Annotated in this window: 19 protein-coding genes and 1 pseudogene; 13 read left to right on the top strand and 7 right to left on the bottom strand. The window is 30.8% G+C overall.

Translation table 11 applies throughout. The annotated features are described in order from the left end of the window. Nucleotides 1-128: 128 nt before the first annotated feature. Entirely contained in the window at nt 129-407 is a 279-nt protein-coding gene (locus SBL16_RS05530) for a hypothetical protein (RefSeq protein ID WP_107612747.1), read from the top strand. 423 nt (nt 408-830) lie between these two features. Here the strand turns inward: SBL16_RS05530 and SBL16_RS05525 are convergent, their stop codons facing one another. Beyond that, nucleotides 831-1,856, bottom strand: coding sequence for a threonine aldolase family protein (locus tag SBL16_RS05525; RefSeq protein WP_119472381.1), 1,026 nt, complete (start codon nt 1,854-1,856; stop codon nt 831-833). Nucleotides 1,857-2,069: 213 nt separating this feature from the next. On the opposite strand from SBL16_RS05525, the gene SBL16_RS05520 reads away from it, so the two are divergent. The 6 genes and pseudogenes from SBL16_RS05520 to SBL16_RS05495 all read left to right on the top strand — a co-directional run bounded on the left by SBL16_RS05520 (nt 2,070) and on the right by SBL16_RS05495 (nt 7,279). Continuing rightward, the gene (locus tag SBL16_RS05520; RefSeq protein WP_107612699.1) at nt 2,070-2,264 is read left to right on the top strand and encodes a hypothetical protein; all 195 of its coding nucleotides are present in this window, start codon (nt 2,070-2,072) and stop codon (nt 2,262-2,264) included. Nucleotides 2,265-2,302: 38 nt separating this feature from the next. Beyond that, nucleotides 2,303-3,784 (top strand): cardiolipin synthase, encoded by a 1,482-nt coding sequence (cls, locus tag SBL16_RS05515; protein ID WP_107612702.1) that lies wholly within the window; start codon nt 2,303-2,305, stop codon nt 3,782-3,784. Between the two features lie 189 nt (nt 3,785-3,973). Further along, on the top strand, nt 3,974-4,840 hold the full coding sequence (locus SBL16_RS05510; RefSeq protein WP_053041023.1) for an ABC transporter ATP-binding protein: 867 nt from the start codon (nt 3,974-3,976) through the stop codon (nt 4,838-4,840). A 3-nt stretch (nt 4,841-4,843) separates the two neighbouring features. Then, nucleotides 4,844-5,582: pseudogene (locus tag SBL16_RS05505) on the top strand (ABC transporter permease). Then, entirely contained in the window at nt 5,583-6,680 is a 1,098-nt protein-coding gene (locus SBL16_RS05500) for a sensor histidine kinase (RefSeq protein ID WP_107613665.1), read from the top strand. After that, nucleotides 6,677-7,279 (top strand): response regulator transcription factor, encoded by a 603-nt coding sequence (locus SBL16_RS05495; RefSeq protein WP_107612522.1) that lies wholly within the window; start codon nt 6,677-6,679, stop codon nt 7,277-7,279. The genes SBL16_RS05500 and SBL16_RS05495 overlap by 4 nt, the downstream gene beginning before the upstream one ends. Nucleotides 7,280-7,432: 153 nt before the next feature. Here the strand turns inward: SBL16_RS05495 and SBL16_RS05490 are convergent, their stop codons facing one another. Together SBL16_RS05490 and SBL16_RS05485 are read right to left on the bottom strand one after the other, a co-directional pair. Then, entirely contained in the window at nt 7,433-7,612 is a 180-nt protein-coding gene (locus SBL16_RS05490; protein WP_037537151.1) for a hypothetical protein, read from the bottom strand. A gap of 240 nt (nt 7,613-7,852) precedes the next feature. Continuing rightward, entirely contained in the window at nt 7,853-8,044 is a 192-nt protein-coding gene (locus SBL16_RS05485) for a hypothetical protein (protein ID WP_011275874.1), read from the bottom strand. 167 nt (nt 8,045-8,211) lie between these two features. Here SBL16_RS05485 and nucI point away from each other — a divergent pair, with 167 nt between their 5' ends. Further along, nucleotides 8,212-8,748, top strand: coding sequence for a thermonuclease NucI (gene nucI / locus SBL16_RS05480; protein ID WP_107612520.1), 537 nt, complete (start codon nt 8,212-8,214; stop codon nt 8,746-8,748). A 62-nt stretch (nt 8,749-8,810) separates the two neighbouring features. Here the strand turns inward: nucI and SBL16_RS05475 are convergent, their stop codons facing one another. Next, a complete protein-coding gene (locus SBL16_RS05475) occupies nt 8,811-9,668 on the bottom strand; it encodes a hypothetical protein (RefSeq protein WP_107612518.1) in 858 nt (285 codons plus the stop codon). Between the two features lie 286 nt (nt 9,669-9,954). Between SBL16_RS05475 and SBL16_RS05470 the strand changes: the two genes are divergently transcribed. Next, nucleotides 9,955-10,536, top strand: coding sequence for a hypothetical protein (locus SBL16_RS05470; RefSeq protein ID WP_037537148.1), 582 nt, complete (start codon nt 9,955-9,957; stop codon nt 10,534-10,536). 65 nt (nt 10,537-10,601) lie between these two features. On the opposite strand, the gene SBL16_RS05465 is transcribed toward SBL16_RS05470, so the two are convergent. Next, entirely contained in the window at nt 10,602-11,984 is a 1,383-nt protein-coding gene (locus SBL16_RS05465; protein ID WP_107612514.1) for an aspartate kinase, read from the bottom strand. A 197-nt stretch (nt 11,985-12,181) separates the two neighbouring features. Here SBL16_RS05465 and SBL16_RS05460 point away from each other — a divergent pair, with 197 nt between their 5' ends. From SBL16_RS05460 to SBL16_RS05445, 4 genes are read left to right on the top strand one after another with little or no spacing between them, the layout of a single operon-like run. Next, a complete protein-coding gene (locus SBL16_RS05460; protein WP_107612512.1) occupies nt 12,182-13,459 on the top strand; it encodes a homoserine dehydrogenase in 1,278 nt (425 codons plus the stop codon). Between the two features lie 5 nt (nt 13,460-13,464). Beyond that, on the top strand, nt 13,465-14,526 hold the full coding sequence (gene thrC, locus SBL16_RS05455) for a threonine synthase (RefSeq protein ID WP_107613660.1): 1,062 nt from the start codon (nt 13,465-13,467) through the stop codon (nt 14,524-14,526). Nucleotides 14,527-14,528: 2 nt separating this feature from the next. Further along, entirely contained in the window at nt 14,529-15,446 is a 918-nt protein-coding gene (gene thrB / locus SBL16_RS05450) for a homoserine kinase (protein WP_107612508.1), read from the top strand. Between the two features lie 52 nt (nt 15,447-15,498). Next, a complete protein-coding gene (locus SBL16_RS05445) occupies nt 15,499-16,302 on the top strand; it encodes a Cof-type HAD-IIB family hydrolase (protein WP_317953093.1) in 804 nt (267 codons plus the stop codon). A gap of 86 nt (nt 16,303-16,388) precedes the next feature. Here SBL16_RS05445 and SBL16_RS05440 read toward each other — a convergent pair whose 3' ends face one another. Both SBL16_RS05440 and SBL16_RS05435 read right to left on the bottom strand, forming a co-directional pair. Then, on the bottom strand, nt 16,389-16,703 hold the full coding sequence (locus SBL16_RS05440) for a hypothetical protein (protein ID WP_107612506.1): 315 nt from the start codon (nt 16,701-16,703) through the stop codon (nt 16,389-16,391). A gap of 139 nt (nt 16,704-16,842) precedes the next feature. Beyond that, nucleotides 16,843-18,297: an amino acid permease gene (locus tag SBL16_RS05435; protein ID WP_107612504.1), complete on the bottom strand. Its 1,455-nt coding sequence runs from the start codon at nt 18,295-18,297 to the stop codon at nt 16,843-16,845. Between the last annotated feature and the right edge of the window lie 88 nt (nt 18,298-18,385).

Raw genomic sequence — 18,385 nt, 5'->3', positions numbered from 1 at the left:
TTAGCCAAACGTACAATCAAATACAGTTTAACACCTTATTCAAAAAATTAAAATTGAACGGTTTAGTTAAGTAATGCATATTTTATTTGTAAATGCTTGACTAATCGTAGGAGATGGAGTGAGACAACATGAGTAACATAACAATCCAAATTGATGAAACATTTATGAATAAATTGATTGAAGATAAACTAGAAAACTTACTGAAAAATTATAAGAGGCAATATGCTTCAGTAGGTATTAAAGATTTAGTAACTTTAACTGGATTAAGTAAATCAACGCTTCAAAATAAAATAGTTTGTGAACCTGAAATAGTTGAAGTAACTCGCCGGATTGGATCTAGAGTAATATATCTTTATCCACAAGTGCTTGAAGCTTATCAAAAAGTTATTAATAGAATAGGCGTATGATAAAGGGTAGTACTTTAAACTATAGGTGACTAAAATAATAAAACAAAGTATAATATTGTATTATACTACTTAAAATTCAATATTAACGTGGTAGTGAATGTGATTAACATGATTGCTTAAACTTTTAAGAGGAGAATAAAAAGTGGAATTTAATATTAAAGTCACTATAGAAAAACGTGAACCATCTAAAAAAGAAATAATCATAGGACTTTTTGGATTAATTGTAATTATAGCCGGTATTTATTATAAACTACATTAAAAAACAGTCTGGGACATAAATAATATAATAATGCTATTTAGCAAATTCGCAGTAGCTGACTGAACTGAGAAGGCGCTTAAATCAAGCTTTTCTCAGTTCTAGTCATCCTTGCGGGGGTGGGACGACGAATTTAAAAGAATTCTGTCCCACTCCCTTCTCTATAATCAAATTAACTCTAATAACTTATCTACATTTTCTTCGGTAGTAGCCCAACTTGTCGCAAATCTAACAACACGATGATTATCATCATATTTCTCCCAAATCGCGAACTTTACTTTTTGTTTCAACTCTTTAATCTTTTCTTCACTAAGTACAAAAAATTGTTGATTAGTAGGTGAATCAAAGTAAAGTTGATAGCCTTTTTCAAGAAATCCTTTTTTCATTTTATTAGCCATATTAATGGCATGACGGCTAATATCTAAATATAAATTATTAGTGAATAATTCCAGAAATTGTACACCTACTAAACGACCTTTAGCAAGTAAAGCACCATGTTGTTTGATTCGAGTGGTAAAGTGTTTTGGCTCATTATTTTTAGTGAATACGATGGCTTCACCACATAACGCACCTATTTTAGTACCACCTATATAAAAGATATCACAGTATTTAGCAATGTCTTCAAATGTTAAATCACTTTGATCACTCATTAAACCATAGCCTAAATGCGCACCGTCCATAAATAATGGTACTTGATGTTCTTTACACACGTCAGCAAGATTCTTCAATTCTTCTTTACTATACAAAGTGCCGTATTCTGTAGGGTGTGAAATATAAACCATTCCTGGAAAGACCATGTGTTCACGTTTAAAATCATTGTAAAAAGTATCTAGATATGCATTAACTTCTTTTGGTCTAATTTTACCTTCGTGAGATGGGACAGTTAAAACTTTATGACCACTAAATTCGATCGCGCCGCCCTCATGTACAGCTACGTGACCAGTGTCAGCTGAAATCACACCTTCATATGGCTCTAGTACTGAATTAATAACAACTTGATTGGTTTGCGTACCACCAACTAAGAATCGTACAGTCGCTTCTGGACAATTGATAACAGATTTTATTTGTTCTGCTGCTTGCTTTGAAAATTGATCATCACCATAACCAGAAGCCTGGATTAAATTGGTATCAAATAATCGTTGTAATACGTTTTCATGTGCACCTTCAAGGTAATCATTTTCAAAAGAAATCATATAATACCCCACAATCTAAATAATTTAATTATTCTGAAAATTTTAATAGAATGACTTTAGTATACAATAATTTATCTCTTATGTGAATTTAATATTTTAAATATATAATTGTAAGCGTTTTAATAAAATATAAGTTATAGAATGAATTAATTTGCGATTTAAATGTAAAAAGACTATGATTTAAACAAATAAGTTGAAATGGAGTGTTGTAGAATGAGTAAAATCAAATTTAAAAAGATTCAAGAAAAAACACTGGATGAGTTAGAAAAAGAGATTAATATGTATCTTGAAAGTGATGAAGGAAGTCAATTTGAAGTTCTAAATATTTCAATAGACAAAATAGAAGAACGTAAATTTCCAAATAATGAAGAAGTGCTAAATGCCATCTTGGTCTTAAATGCTAAGTAAATAATTTAAATTATAAAATTAAATAGGAGTATTATTTTATGAAATTCATGTTCGGCCCAGATTTGGGAACTGTTTTTACGATTTTATTAGCACTAGGCTTTGTGATAAATCTAGTATTAGCTTTTATTATCATCTTTTTAGAAAGAAATAGAAGAAGTGCGTCTTCTACATGGGCGTGGCTCTTTGTATTGTTTGTTTTACCATTAATCGGGTTTATTCTTTATTTATTTTTTGGCAGAACTGTTTCAAAAAGAAAAATGGAGAAAAATAATGGTAAGGAATTAGATACATTTAAAAGTGTTATAAAGGATCAAGTTAAACAATTTGATGCACACAATTATCAAACTGATAATCAACAAGTAACAAAACACAGAGATTTAATTAGAATGTTATTAAACAAACAAGATGCATTTTTAACCGAAGATAATCACATTGACTTATTTACAGATGGTCATAAGCTATATAAGAAAGTCATTGAAGACATTTATAACGCTAAGAACTACATACATTTAGAGTACTATACATTTGAACTTGATGGCTTAGGTCATCGTATTCTAGATGCATTAGAAACGAAACTCAAAGAAGGACTAGAAGTTAAAATATTATATGATGATGTAGGCTCTAAAAAAGTAAGAATGTCGAAATTTCATCATTTTGAATCATTAGGTGGCGAAGTTGAAGCGTTTTTTGCATCTAAGTTTCCACTTATCAATTTTAGAATGAATAACCGTAATCATAGAAAAATTATAGTGATTGATGGTCAAGTTGGTTACATTGGAGGATTTAATATTGGCGATGATTATTTAGGACTTGGTAAACTAGGATATTGGAGAGATACGCATATACGTGTTGAAGGTGACGTTATAGACGCATTACAAATACGTTTTATATTAGATTGGAATTCACAAGCGCACCGCCCACAATTTGAATATGATGATAAATACTTCCCTAAAAAAAGACAGCATAAAGGGAAATCAGCGATTCAAATTGCTTCAAGTGGTCCAGCATTTGATTTACATCAGATTGAATATGGATATACTAAAATGATTATGAGTGCAAAAAAATCTATATATATGCAAAGCCCTTACTTTATTCCAGATCAATCGTATATCAATGCACTTAAAATGGCAGCGAATGCTGGCGTTGATGTACACTTGATGATTCCATGTAAACCAGATCATCCGTTTGTATATTGGGCGACATTTTCAAATGCTGCCGAATTGTTAAGTAGTGGTGTGAAAATTTATACGTATCAAAATGGCTTTATTCATTCAAAAGTCATGATGATTGATGATGAAATTTGTAGTGTCGGTTCAGCTAATATGGATTATCGTAGTTTTGCTTTAAACTTTGAGGTAAATGCTTTTATTTATGATAAAGAGATCGCTAAAAAGATCAGAGCAGCATACGAAGAAGACATTGAAAAATCAAAACTATTAACTTTAGAGGAATACAAGAAACGTTCGCTTTCAATTAAAGTTAAAGAAGATATTGCAAAATTAGTATCACCAATTTTATAGCAAAAGGAATCTAATTTAATAGTTAAAAATTATGAGATTAAGCAATTTAAAGTTGCTTAATCTCTTTTTTTGATACCTCGTCGTAGTTAATATGACAAATGTCATATTAAAGTCGTGACAATTTGAACTAATTTTAAATTCGATTAAAAGATAAAGTAGATATATAAAATAAAAGGATGTGAGGTCGTTATGATATATATCAATCAATTAAAGAAATCGTTTGGTAAAAAGACGGTTTTGAATAATATCTCATTAGATATCGAGGAAGGAAAGTGTACTGCATTAATCGGAAAAAATGGTGCAGGAAAGTCCACTTTAATAGATATACTTATTGGTCATAAGCATGCGAATAGTGGAACAGTCGAAGATAAATTTAATTTAATATCCTCACATAATATGGGCATATTATTTCAAACTACGAATTTACCTAAGCTCATTAAAGTAAAAGAGCTATATCATTTATATCAACAATTATATACCAATCCTATGACATTTAATGAGTTTCAAAAATTAACTCAATTTTCTAATCTTCAATTGGAACAATATGCTAATAAATTATCAGGAGGTCAAAAGAGATTATTAGACTTTGTTCTAACTTTAATAGGCAAACCTCAATTTTTAATATTAGATGAACCAACAACATCAATGGATATTGAAACAAGAGAACACTTTTGGAATCTAATTGAACAACTTAAAGAAGATGGTATAACTATACTTTACACCTCTCATTATATTGAAGAAGTCGAAAGAATGGCTGATAAAGTTGTCTATTTAGAACAAGGAAGTATCAAAATTAATGATACACCACATAATATCTTATTTAGTCAAAATAATTCAATTATTGAAATAATGACCTTTACGGAAGAACAATATCAAATACTTTCAGAAACATATGATATAGAAATTACGAATGGTAACTTAAAAATTCAAACAGAAAATGTTGAAGCAGTTATTACAAATCTAATTAAAATAAATGTAGATTTAAATCAAATCACAATTTATAAAAAATCTTTATTGGAACTCATGTTTTCAAAAGAAGAAAGAGTGGTGCAATAGACTATGACGAACATCATAACGTTACTTGATATTGAATATAAACTATTATTTCGAGGCAAATTATCATCATTTATGGCTTTCATCTTCCCTTTGGCATTCTATTTATTGTTTACATCATTAATTGATATGCCAGCAGATGCGAAAAAAGTATTTTACAAAGAGTATATGTATAGTATGACGGTATTCAGTTTAAAGGGGATTTTGTCTGATGCAGTTTCCATTAGAAATAATCGAGGAAAGAAACAGTGGTTGGTATAAAAGATTAATTTCTACACCAATCACAGTATTAAATTATTATTTGGCTAAGATTATTAAAACTATGACTTTATTTTTAGCTTCAATATTGCTTTTATTCAGCGTAGCACACTTCTATAAAGGGGTAGATCTAAGTGCAAGTGAATGGATTTTATCTGGTGTTTCTTTATGGTTAGGTGCTAGCATGTTTTTGACATTAGGTTTAATCATTACGCAATTTAGTGAGACACAGAAAGCAAGTAGCGTAGCTAATCTGCTTAATATTGTATTAGCCATTATTGGTGGATTGTGGTTCCCTGTTAGTACATTTCCTGATTGGATGCAAACAATTGCTAAACTAACACCAACGTATCATTTACGTCATTTGGCACTTGAATTTGGTAAAGGTAATGGCTTTAATGTACAATCATTCATAATTTTAGGTATTTATAGCATTATTTTCTTAATTATTGCATTATTAATTAATAAGAGAAAAGAGGTGGAATAAATGAAGCGTAGTTTAGGCGCTAAAATGGGAGAGATTTCATCTTTAATTTACTTAATATTTCCATATTATGGTTTGTATTTAACATGGCAAGATGATAGCTTTTTATTAAATTTATTTATTGTAATCATTTTTACATTTGCATATGCTAGTTTAATTCTTTTTCATGAAGCATTAAGCCATCGTATCAATTTAATATTATTTTTTATTCATTTTTTAGCGATTATTTACTTTGTATATGCATACAATCCAACATTGAGTTTATTTTTCTTCTTTAGTGCATTTGCTATACCATTTTTATTTAAAAAGGGAGTAAAATCAATGGAGTTTATGTTATTAATAAGCTCAATGATTACATGTATCATCATAACGATTATACAAACGAATCACTTTTATGTCGTGAGTATTATTATTTATTATATTGTTATTTTAGCAATATTATTTGGTAATTTTAAAATAATGAAAGAGAGACAATATCGTCAACAAATTGAAGAAAAAAATAAATATATTAATATTTTGATTGCGGAACAAGAACGTAATCGAATAGGTCAAGACTTACATGACACGTTAGGACATGTATTTGCAAGTTTGAGTGTTAAATCAGAATTAGCTGCAAAACTAATCGATAAAGATCCGATAGCAGCTAAGAAAGAAATATTAAATATAAACGAAATTTCGAAAGATACATTAGAGAAAGTAAGACATATTATTGAAAATTTAAAAGTTCAAACTTTTGAAGAAGAAATTCAATCTATAGAACAAATCTTAAAGGATGCAAATATTCACTTTAACTTTGAAAATATAAGAGGTGCGAGTTCCCTCAACCCAACTAAACAGACGATATTATCAATGATACTTAGAGAAGCGGTTAACAATGTAATTAAGCACGCGGAAGCCTCTGAAATTAATGGGAAAATAGAAAGTTACGACAATGGTATTAAATTAATCATTAGTGACAACGGTATAGGTCTGAAACAACCTAGCGAAGTAAAATTAAAGAGTATTAACGATAGGGTAGCGTTATTGAGCGGGACAGTTAATATCACTTCTAAACAGGGTACGACTATCGATATTATGATTCCGAGAGAAGGTGTACAATGATTTCAATCGTAATTGCAGAAGATCAAAATATGTTGCGTAAAGCAATGATACAATTAATTGAATTTCACGACGATTTAAAAGTGATAGATGATTTTGATAATGGTATTGACGCATTACAATCTATTAATAGTCAACAGCCTGACATTGCTATTTTAGATATTGAGATACCAGGAATGACGGGTTTAGAAGTATTATCGCAATTAAGAGAAAATAAAATTAATACAAAAGTGATTATTGTCACGACTTTTAAAAGGCCTGGTTATTTTGAAAGAGCTGTTGCAAACGATGTTGATGCCTATGTGTTAAAAGAACGATCGGTAGATGATTTAGTTGCAACCATCCATAAAGTTTTAAAAGGCGAAAAAGAATATAGTGCGTCTTTAATGACATCTTTGTTTAAAGAGGCTAATCCATTAACGCATAAAGAACAAGTCGTGTTACGTGAAATAGGAGAAGGATTAAGTAATAAAGAAGTCGCTGATAAACTCTATCTTTCAAACGGTACTGTAAGAAATTACACGTCTAATATAATTGATAAACTTGAAGCGGAGAACCGCTTTGATGCATGGAAAAAAGCAAATGAAAAAGGTTGGATATAGAATTTAATTGTTGTAGTTAAATATGAAGAAAAGAGTCAGTACATAAGTTTGCTCTTAAGAGAATGGTTTCCAAGAACCAAAAAACTCTATGTCCTGACTTTTGTGAAATATAATACTATATTTTAAAATTTGAGATTTGGCTTGGTAAATTCACTAATGATCTCTTTTTTGAGTTTCTAGATTGTCAACATGAGTGGCTAATAACCGTAACACTTGAGCAACCTTATCTGGAGGTGTATCTTTCGCCAAAGTATGTTCGAATACATGGCCATTTTGTGTTTGTACTTTATAAATTAGACCGTGATTATCTATAATTACGTCTAGGATTTCCATAATAACACCTCGCTAATTGTTTAATGATGAGGCTTTTTGATAGTTAAAATTGTGATAAATTAATCATATTTTAAAATTAATTTTATACATTTAAGGTATTTCTTATAAATACCACAATATTAAGAAGTTAACCTTAAATATAAAAAAAGTTGGGAGTAAGATAAAATATTCAGTTTGAATTCTTTGTCTTACTCCCATTAGTATTGCAAGTAAAATTTCTATTAAGATTTTCTAATTGTGCTACTTGTTTTTTCTTTTGCGAATTATAGATTGAATGATATAAGCAATAAATCCTACTAAGACGCCTAATAATACAGCTACTACGACAGAGACAATAATAGGTAACTTATAGACAATTTGTAGTATTACACCGACGATTATGGCTATAATTACGGCTATAACTGTCACTAAATTTTCATTTTTCTCAGACATTGATGTCACTCCTAACGCATTTATTATAGCATGATAAGATTAATAATTTCATTTTTTGCGAGTACAGTAGATACTAACATCGTCTAACTAAAACAAGTTGTCATTGACGATTAATTTTAATTTATATATGATATTTATTATTGAAATAAAAAGCGTAGGTGACATCTTTGAATTCGAAAAAATCATTAAGTATCATCGTTTTAGCTGTTTTAGTGGTAGGCGTTTTAGCCTTTCAATTTATAAATCATACAGGACCTTTTAAAAATAATGGTTCTCAATCATCAAACAGTACTAACATTAAGGATAAAGAGAAAGTACATGTAGACCGAGTAGTAGATGGTGATACCTTTGTTGCTACAAATAGTGAAGGAAAAGAAATTAAAGTTAGACTTATAGGTATAGATACACCAGAAACAGTTAAACCTAACAAACAAGTTCAACCATATGGTAAAGAAGCATCTAATTATAGTAAACAACACTTAAATGGGAAAGATGTGTATTTAGAATATGACAAAGAGAAAGAAGATAGATATGGTCGGACACTTGCATATGTGTGGCTAGATGAGAACACTATGTACAACGAAGAATTAGTCAAAAATGGATTAGCACGTGAAAAGTACTTCTCACCGAATGGCAAATATCGTCATCTTTTTGAAAAAGATGAACAACAAGCTAAAAAAGATAAAGTGAATTTATGGAGTTAAAAAATAAGCGATTGACACGTGTATCTGTATCTAGATTCACTGTCGATCGCTTATTATGTGCATTAATTATTAAAGCTGTTTACAATTTTGGTAACTTGGTCTTCAGAAAGTGGATGTTTAGATAAATCAATTGCATTTTTGATTACCGCTTCAAGTGATGATTTAGTTGAAACGGTGTCTACATATTGAGCTCTTTCCTCTGAACCCTCAATGATATTTACGCTACCATCGCTAAAGTAAACGACTCCGATGCTTTGTACTTTATGATTAAAATGATTTTCAATTCCGTCTTTTAAAACTTTTGAATTAATCGCTGCTTGTTCATATGGATCATGATCATAAAATTCATAAATCACACGATTATTTTGAATTTTTTCGACGAAAGTATAAATTTCACTGCGTGGTGAATCAAACTGACTGTGATATTGTTTACTTACATAATGACCGACAATCTGATTTACATCATTTGTGTCAATTTGCATATCGTCGTCTACTGGTGCATCAAAATGGTAAAACGTTTTTTGTTTCCAGTTTTTGACGTCAATATTGATTAAGCCAACATCTGAAATGACAATGTAATCGAATGTTCTAGCGTATTCAAAGAAAGGATGTTTTGTAGCTAAATTACTTGTCGTTATAATATCGTAATACTTTAACTTGCCTTGGTCTTTATACTTATCAAGAATGCTAGTTAAAACGTGTTTCGCGTTGCGCTTTGCATGTGAACTTACATCATTATTAGAACTAAGCATTTGATTTTTAAGTTCTAAATTTTCATTGCTAAGCGTCGCATTCTTAGTTACCATCTGATTTCTTGCGTACACTTCTGTATCAACTCTATCTTGCATGTAACGTTGATTTAAGATGAACGCCAAAATAAGTATAACGATGATAACAATTAAGATAATTGTTAATGTCATAATTCATCACCTATGTTCGAATTTTAATTTTATATCACTCAATAAATTTGAAAGTTATAACATGAGCGATATGAAATAACATATAAATTATATCTATTATAATTGCGTAGTTCAACAAAATGTAAATTAAGTTAAATTAATAAAATAATAAATATTACCTAATTTTAGCAATTTTATTATTTTGTTTAACATCAAATTTAGCAATACTTCACAATTCGTAAATTGAAATCAGAAATAAGGATATGTATAATTAATGTATGAAAGCGTTTACTTTGGAGGTAGTAATATGGAACATCAACAACATGTAGAAGAGCTAGTTAAAATATTAAAAAATGAATGTCGTACTTCATTCAAATTTCATGGGGAAGTCGCAATGCAGCTATTTTTAAGTGATAATTTTATTCTACCTTCTAGAGTCGACATATGCGTAGAACGTAAACAACTAGTTGAAGTATTAAAAGTAATTCCGTCCACATATCATTTAAATTATTATGATAAAAATAATAAGTTAATGAATCGAGATCAATTAAGTGTACCCGAAATTGCACACATAGATATTACTTTTAACGAGAAATTATTAATGAATATCTTTATTTATGATGTCGTAAATGAAGAGTGGATATTTAGATTAGATAGTAATATTAGAATTCCTAAGAATAGTATTTATTTTCATTCGCTGACATGGGGAGTAGATTATATTAAACCAGAAATCGTGCTAATGTACGACTTATTGGATAATCAAAATTACCATCAATTACCTAATTATAAAATGGTTTTAGACTCATTAAGTTATTATCAATTTGTTATATTAAAAGTTGTCGTAGGGGAGCAACGTATCAATGAGGCATTAGCTCATAACAAATTATAAAGAAGCATCTAATATTTAAGTGGAATGTACAAAACATGACTACTTAAATACTAGATGCTTTTTAACTATGCTTGCTTATTTAGATTTTTCAAACAAATGCCATGATAACAATATTCATATGTAGATAAAACAGCCTTGTCTGCATCTTCAATTGAAATACCGAACATCATTGATATTTCAGACGAGCCTTGGTTGATCATTTTCAAATTGATGTTAGACTCTGCTAACGCATGTGTAATAGTGTTTGCAGTACCGATTGCTTTATTCATTCCTTCACCAACAATCATTAAAATCGCTAAGTCGTGTTCAATACTTAATTCATCGACATCGCAACGTTTACGTATAGCGTTAAGTACATCTTTTTCTTTACCTTTTAATTGATGTGTTCGAAGGATGATACTAATACTATCAATACCTGAAGGCATATGGTCGAAAGAAATATTGTAATCTTCTAATATTTCAAGAATTTTACGTGTGAAACCGACCTGTCTATTCATTAGATATTTTTTAATATTAATAACACTAAATCCTTTATCACAGCTTATACCTATAATGACATTTTTATCACTTACATCTCTATCATGGCGTATAAATGTACCTTTATCTTGAGGGCGATTTGTATTTTTTATTACCACTGGAATTCTGTGTTTATAGAGTGGCTGCAATGCTTCATCATGGAAGACGCTAAACCCAGCATATGAAAGTTCTCGCATTTCACGATACGTAATTTCTTCAATAAGATCTGGATTGTTAATTATATTAGGATTAGCCTTATAAATACCTGATACATCAGTGAAGTTTTCATATAAAGACGCTCTAATTCCTCTAGCGATAATTGCACCTGTAATGTCAGAACCGCCTCTTGGGAACGTAACGACATAATCATTATTAGAAACACCGAAGAATCCTGGGATAATAATTTTACCTTCAATATCTTTTAATTTACTAATCTTCTCATAAGCTTCTTCCAGGATTTGAGCTTGTTGTGGTAAATCTGTAACTAAAATACCTGCATCTTTTGGAGAAAGATATGTCGTTTTAAAACCTTGTGAATCATTATAAGCTGCAATTAATTGCGCATTAAAATTCTCACCACAAGAAAGAATAGCATCGTATAATCTTAAAGGCTTATCTTTTAAAGTTGAAATAATCTCTTCTAATGTGTCATCAATTACTTTTAATAATGAATCATCCATATCAAGTTCATGTAAAATATCTGCATAACGTTGAATAATTTCTTTCTTTTTATCCTGATAATTAAGATTATTCATTACTTTTTCATATAATCGAACTAGAAGATCGGTCGTTTTGACATCATCTTTGTGTCTTTTGCCTGGTGCAGAAACAATGATAATTTTACGATCTGAATCGCTATTAACGATATCTAGGACTTTTTTGATTTGTGTTGCATTTGAAACTGAACTACCGCCGAATTTTGCCACTTTCATATACCTAATCAACCTTTCTAAAAAATCAGAAAATTCTATTTAATTTTCTGATACCACATGATAATATAAAGCTAAGTATTTACATTTTTTACTAAAAGTCCTATCAATTTAATATGGTTTAATAGTATACTAAAATAAAGTATATTTCAATAAAACAATTGTATTTCTCAGTTATACAAATGGGGGAAGATAAAAATATGAAAGAATTAAATATTGCTTTACTTGGTCTAGGAACAGTGGGATCAGGTGTAGTTAAAATAATTGAAGAGAATCGACAACAAATTATAGATACATTAAACAAAGATATTGTTATAAAGCATATTTTAGTGCGTGATAAATCTAAGAAAAGACCTATAAATATTAGTCGATATCATTTAACTGAAGATGTTAATGAAATTTTAAATGATGATTCTATCGATATCGTTATTGAAGTAATGGGTGGCATTGAACCTACTGTTAATTGGTTAAGAGATGCTTTGAAAAACGGTAAACATGTAATTACTGCAAACAAAGATTTATTAGCCGTACATTTGAAGCTACTAGAAGATTTAGCTGAGGAAAAGGGACTTGCGTTGAAATTCGAAGCGAGTGTTGCCGGTGGTATCCCTATAGTAAATGCTATTAATAATGGATTAAATGCTAATAACATTTCTAAATTTATGGGAATACTAAATGGTACATCTAACTTCATCTTATCTAAAATGACACGTGAACAAACAACGTTTGAAGAGGCTCTTGATGAAGCGCAAAGGTTAGGTTTTGCTGAAGCAGATCCGACTGATGACGTAGAAGGTATTGATGCAGCACGTAAAGTTGTTATCACTTCTTATTTATCATTTAACCAAGTCATTAAATTAAATGATGTTAAAGTTCGTGGTATAAGTCAAACCACTTTATCTGATATCAATGTCGCGGACAAATTAGGTTATAAAATTAAATTGATTGGTAAGGGAACTTATCAAAATAGTAAAGTTAACGCATCAGTTGAACCAACATTAATACATAAATCCCATCAACTAGCTACAGTTGAAGATGAATATAATGCAATCTATGTCGTGGGCGATGCAGTGGGCGATACAATGTTCTATGGGAAAGGTGCAGGTAGCTTAGCTACTGGAAGTGCTGTTGTAAGTGATTTACTAAATGTGGCATTATTCTTTGAATCAAATACGCATACATTACCACCTCATTTTGAATTGAAAACCGATGCAACTCGCGAAATTATGGATACGGAAGATGTCGTAGCTATTCAAGAGAAGTTAAACTATTATGTTGTTCTTAATAGTGACTTATCAAAAGAAAAATTTGAATCATTATTGAAAGAAACGTTACCTTTCCATAAATCACTACAAGTTGAACAACGTGATGAACAAACGTATGATGTAGTTATTATAGGTTTAGATCAGTCACCAGAGGACGTTTTAAGTAAAGCTGATTTTAATATCGAGAAAATTTATCCAGTTGAAGGGGTTTAATGTTTATGAAAAGATGGCAAGGTTTAGTTGAAGAGTTTAAAGAATATTTACCAGTTAACAGCGACACACCAAAGTTAACATTAAATGAAGGACATACTCCATTAATTCATTGTGAGAACTTGTCTAAGATGTTGGATATTGATTTATATGTAAAATATGAAGGTGCAAATCCTACAGGTTCTTTTAAAGATAGAGGTATGGTCATGGCTGTTACTAAAGCAAAAGAACAAGGGAAAAAAGTTGTTATCTGTGCATCTACTGGTAATACATCAGCCTCAGCAGCTGCATATGCTGCACGAGCTGGATTGAAAGCAATTGTAGTTATTCCAGAGGGTAAGATTGCACTCGGTAAATTATCGCAAGCTGTTATGTATGGTGCTGAAATTGTTTCTATTGAAGGAAACTTTGATGAAGCTTTAGAAATTGTTAAGGAAATTGCTGAAAATGATGAAGAAATTGAGTTAGTTAATTCAGTGAATCCACATCGTATTGAAGGTCAAAAAACGGGTGCATTTGAAATTGTTGAACAATTGGAACAAGCCCCAGACGTACTCGCAATTCCAGTTGGAAACGCAGGCAATATTACAGCTTATTGGAAAGGTTTTAAAGAATACCATGAGAAAAAGGGTAGTCAATTACCTCGATTATTTGGCTTCCAAGCAGAAGGTGCGTCACCAATTGTTCAAAATAAAGTGATTAAAAACCCTGAAACAATTGCTACAGCTATTCGAATTGGTAATCCAGCTAGTTGGACTAAAGCTACGAATGCGTTAGACGAATCTAATGGATTGATTGATAGTGTTACTGATGATGAAATTTTAGAAGCTTATCAATTAATGACTTCTAAAGAAGGTGTATTTAGCGAACCAGCTAGTAACGCCTCAATTGCAGGTCTGATTAAATTACATCGAGCAGGACAATTACCTAAAGGCAAAAAAATAGTAGCTATTTTAACTGGTAATGGATTAAAAGATCCTGATACTGCTATTTCAATATTAGATAACCCTATTCAACCGCTTCCTAACGATAAATCAAGTATTATTGATTACATTAAAGGGGCTTTGTAAAAATGACTGAACAGTTGCACTTAAAGATACCAGCGTCTACTGCTAATTTAGGCGTTGGTTTCGATTCGATAGGTATGGCTATAGATAAATATTTACATCTTTATGTGAAACGAATTAAAGGGGAAGAATGGGAATTTACATATTTAAATTCCGAATTAGATTCACTTCCTAAGAACAAAGACAATTATGTTTTTAAAGTGGCCCAGCAGGTCGCATCTAAATATAATGTAGAATTACCTAGCTTAAGTGTAGAAATGCGAAGTGATATACCATTAGCTAGAGGTTTAGGTTCATCGGCGTCTGCATTGGTAGGCGCTTTATACATTGCAAATTATTTTGGCAATATTCAGCTTTCTAAATATGAATTACTTCAATTAGCTACAGAAATAGAAGGTCATCCAGATAATGTTGCACCTACAATTTATGGTGGCTTATTAGCAGGCTTCTATAATCCAGATACTAAAGAAACGAATATAGCACATATTGATGTGCCAGATGTTGATATAATTCTAACTATACCTCCATATGAATTAAAGACTGAAGATTCTCGTAACGTTTTACCTGATCAATTTTCTCATAAGCGCGCGGTTCAAAGTAGTGCAATAAGTAATACGATGCTGTGTGCATTAATTCAACATAATTATGAACTTGCTGGGAAAATGATGTCACAGGATGGCTTCCACGAGCCATATCGCCAACATTTAATATCTGAATTTAAAGAGGTAAAAGCTATAGCTCAACAATATGATGCATATGCGACAGTAATTAGTGGTGCAGGGCCTACCATATTAACAATGAGTCCTAAGGAGACGAGTGGTCAATTAGTTAGAGCGTTAAGACAAGCCGTTACAACATGTCATTCAGAATTAGCAACAATCAATGAAATTGGCGTTGTTGAAGAAATTGTGTATCCTTCATAAAATTTATTGTAAAATATAAACGAGTAAATTTCGAAAGGAGTACACTTCAGATATGAGTAATTATAAAATGATCGTTATGGACATGGACGATACTTTAATTAATAGTGAGAATAAAGTAAGTAAAGAAACTAAAAATTACTTGATAGATATTCAAAATCAAGACTATAAAGTAGTGTTAGCTTCAGGAAGACCAACTGAAGGTATGCTACCAATTGCAAAAGAATTACAATTAGATGTTCATGATAGTTATATCATCAGTTACAACGGCGGTAAAACGATCAAAGTAGCAACAGAAGAAGTAGAAGTGAGTCAAAGTGTATCTAAGAAGAATTTTGACCTTATTGTGGATTTTTGTCGTGAACATAACTTTTTAATCCTGACATATCAAGATGGTCATATTATCCATGATGGTGATCATGAATATCGAGATATTGAATCAGAACTTACCGGGCTACCTATGAAACGTGTAGATGATATTAAAGCTTATATTAACGATAGCGTTCCAAAAGCGATGGGCGTTGATTACGCAACAAATATTGCTAAAGTACGTGATGATATGCATGGAAGTTTTAACTCAGAAATTGATGTAACAACAAGTAAACCATTCTTTTTAGAATTTATGGCAAAGGATGTTTCAAAAGGTAATGCGATTAAAGCATTATGTGAAAAATTAAATGTATCATTATCTGAAGTGATTTGTTTTGGTGATAGTTTAAATGATCAATCAATGTTTGAAGTAGTGGGTTGTGCTATCGCGATGGGAAATGCAAATGAGGAACTGAAGGCTATTGCAGACAAAATAACGTTAGATAACGATTCTAATGGTATTCCCGCAGCTTTAAAAACACTTTTGTAATACAAAATAAGGCATGAGAATACGAATGTTGTTTATTTCATCATAATTACCATGATGAATGATTCATTCGACCTCATGCCTTTTTATTATTTAGCAGTATGTGTCCATTCGTGCTTTCCTTTTGAACGCTTTACATAAGCGTAAACTTGATCAGCAGCATAATCTAAATTTGTATACACTGTAATTGTAAATGCAGACTGGTTTTCACTGAATGGTTCAGTACTAAATACATCTTTTAAATGTGTAAATAAATTTTCCATTTGGTCATGTTCAAGACTAGGGTACTCTCTTAATGTACGTTTTAGTAATTGACCATTTTTTTCTTCTAGAGATTGTACAACTATAACGAAACGTTCTTCATTCTTAATGACATCATCAAATAAGTTTGTTTGACCAACCATCTTGCTTTCACCTCTAAGTCATTATCTTTACTACTATTATACTAGATAACTGTTTTTTCGAAAATATCAATATGTTGAAACCAAAAATGCGAGTCACTAAAAAGGATTTACTATACTTTCAGTGCTCGCATTTAATTATTTAATTATCTTTATGATAATGATGTGGTGTGATATCCATATCATTTAGTTTAACGAACTTCGTTTTTCTTATTAATTTATGAGCTAAGAAAATGAGTCCTAAAATAATGATAGGTAAAATGTTAACGAAAAATTTACCTATATTACCATCGAATAAATCTCCAATTGAATTACCAAAGTATAAGAAAATTAAAGTTGCAAATACTAAAATTGGTCCAAGAGGGTACAATGGTGATTTATAAGGTAAAAGTTGATTGATATCTTGACCTTGACGTTTAATAGCTTTACGCAATCTTACTTGTGCCCATGAACTAGCTGCCCAAACAATGATTACCAATGAACCAATAATATTTAACAAACTAAAAACAGCATTTGAATAAAAATTAGCAATTATAATAATCGCTACAATCAAAATATATGTTGTAACTAATGCTCTTAAAGGTAATTTAGACTTATCGTTTAGATTACTTAAGAATTTAGGTGCCTGTTTTTCATCACTTAAAGAGAACAACATTCTACTAGTAGTATAAACACCTGAGTTTGTCGCAGATAATAATGATGTCAATATAACAGCATTAATAACAGAAGCGGCAAAAGCAACACCAATTCTATCAAATACAATTGTGAAAGGACTTTGTGTAACAGATTCATTCTCATTTAACAATAATGGGTCAGTATAAGGAATGATAGCTGCAATAACGCCAATTGATAATACATAGAATAATAAAATTCTCCAAAAAACTTGTTTAACAGCTTTAGGCATTGTTTTTTCTGGATTATCAGATTCTCCAGCAGTCACTGCTACAACTTCAGTACCGCCAACTGAGAATCCTGCAACGAGTAAGACACCTAAGAAACCAGATAAACCACCCACGAATGGTGCCTCACCTTTAGTATAATTTTCAAAGCCATAAGAATGGCCACCTAATATACCGAAGATCATCAAGAAACCAACAATAATAAATATAATAATAGTTACTACCTTAATTAGTGATAACCAAAATTCAGTTTCTCCAAAAGCTTTAACCGTGAAGATGTTTAATAAAAATACAATAGTGATAAAGATTAAACTCCAAGTAAGTGGACTAAAGAATTTAAATACATCCCAATAATACAATACGTTTGAAGCAACCATAACATCTACACTGGAAACTAGTGCCCACATAATGTAATATAACCATCCCATTGTAAAACCTAGAGAAGGGTCTACAAATCGCGTTGCGTATGAACTGAATGATCCTGAAACTGGATAAAATGTTGCCAACTCTCCAATTGACGACATTAAAAAGTAAAGCATTATGCCAATTAATAAATAGGCTAATATAGCGCCCCCAGGACCAGCTTGAGCAACAACACTACCTGTTGCTACAAAGAGCCCTGTACCAATTGCGCCACCTATAGCAATCATAGATATGTGTCTTGAGTTAAGACCTCTTTTCATATTGTTATCTTCCATATGATGTCTCCTAATTCTAAAATTTAAAATATACAAACCATTTTAATCCTTTTAGGGACAGTATTCAATAACTTTTAAACAATTTAGC

Origin of the sequence: Staphylococcus sp. NWU MK-U1, assembly GCF_033283505.1 — a bacterium.
Classification (GTDB): Bacteria; Bacillota; Bacilli; order Staphylococcales; family Staphylococcaceae; genus Staphylococcus; species Staphylococcus haemolyticus.
Note: the sequence above shows the minus strand (reverse complement) of the source record. Positions and strands in the feature narration are given on the sequence as shown.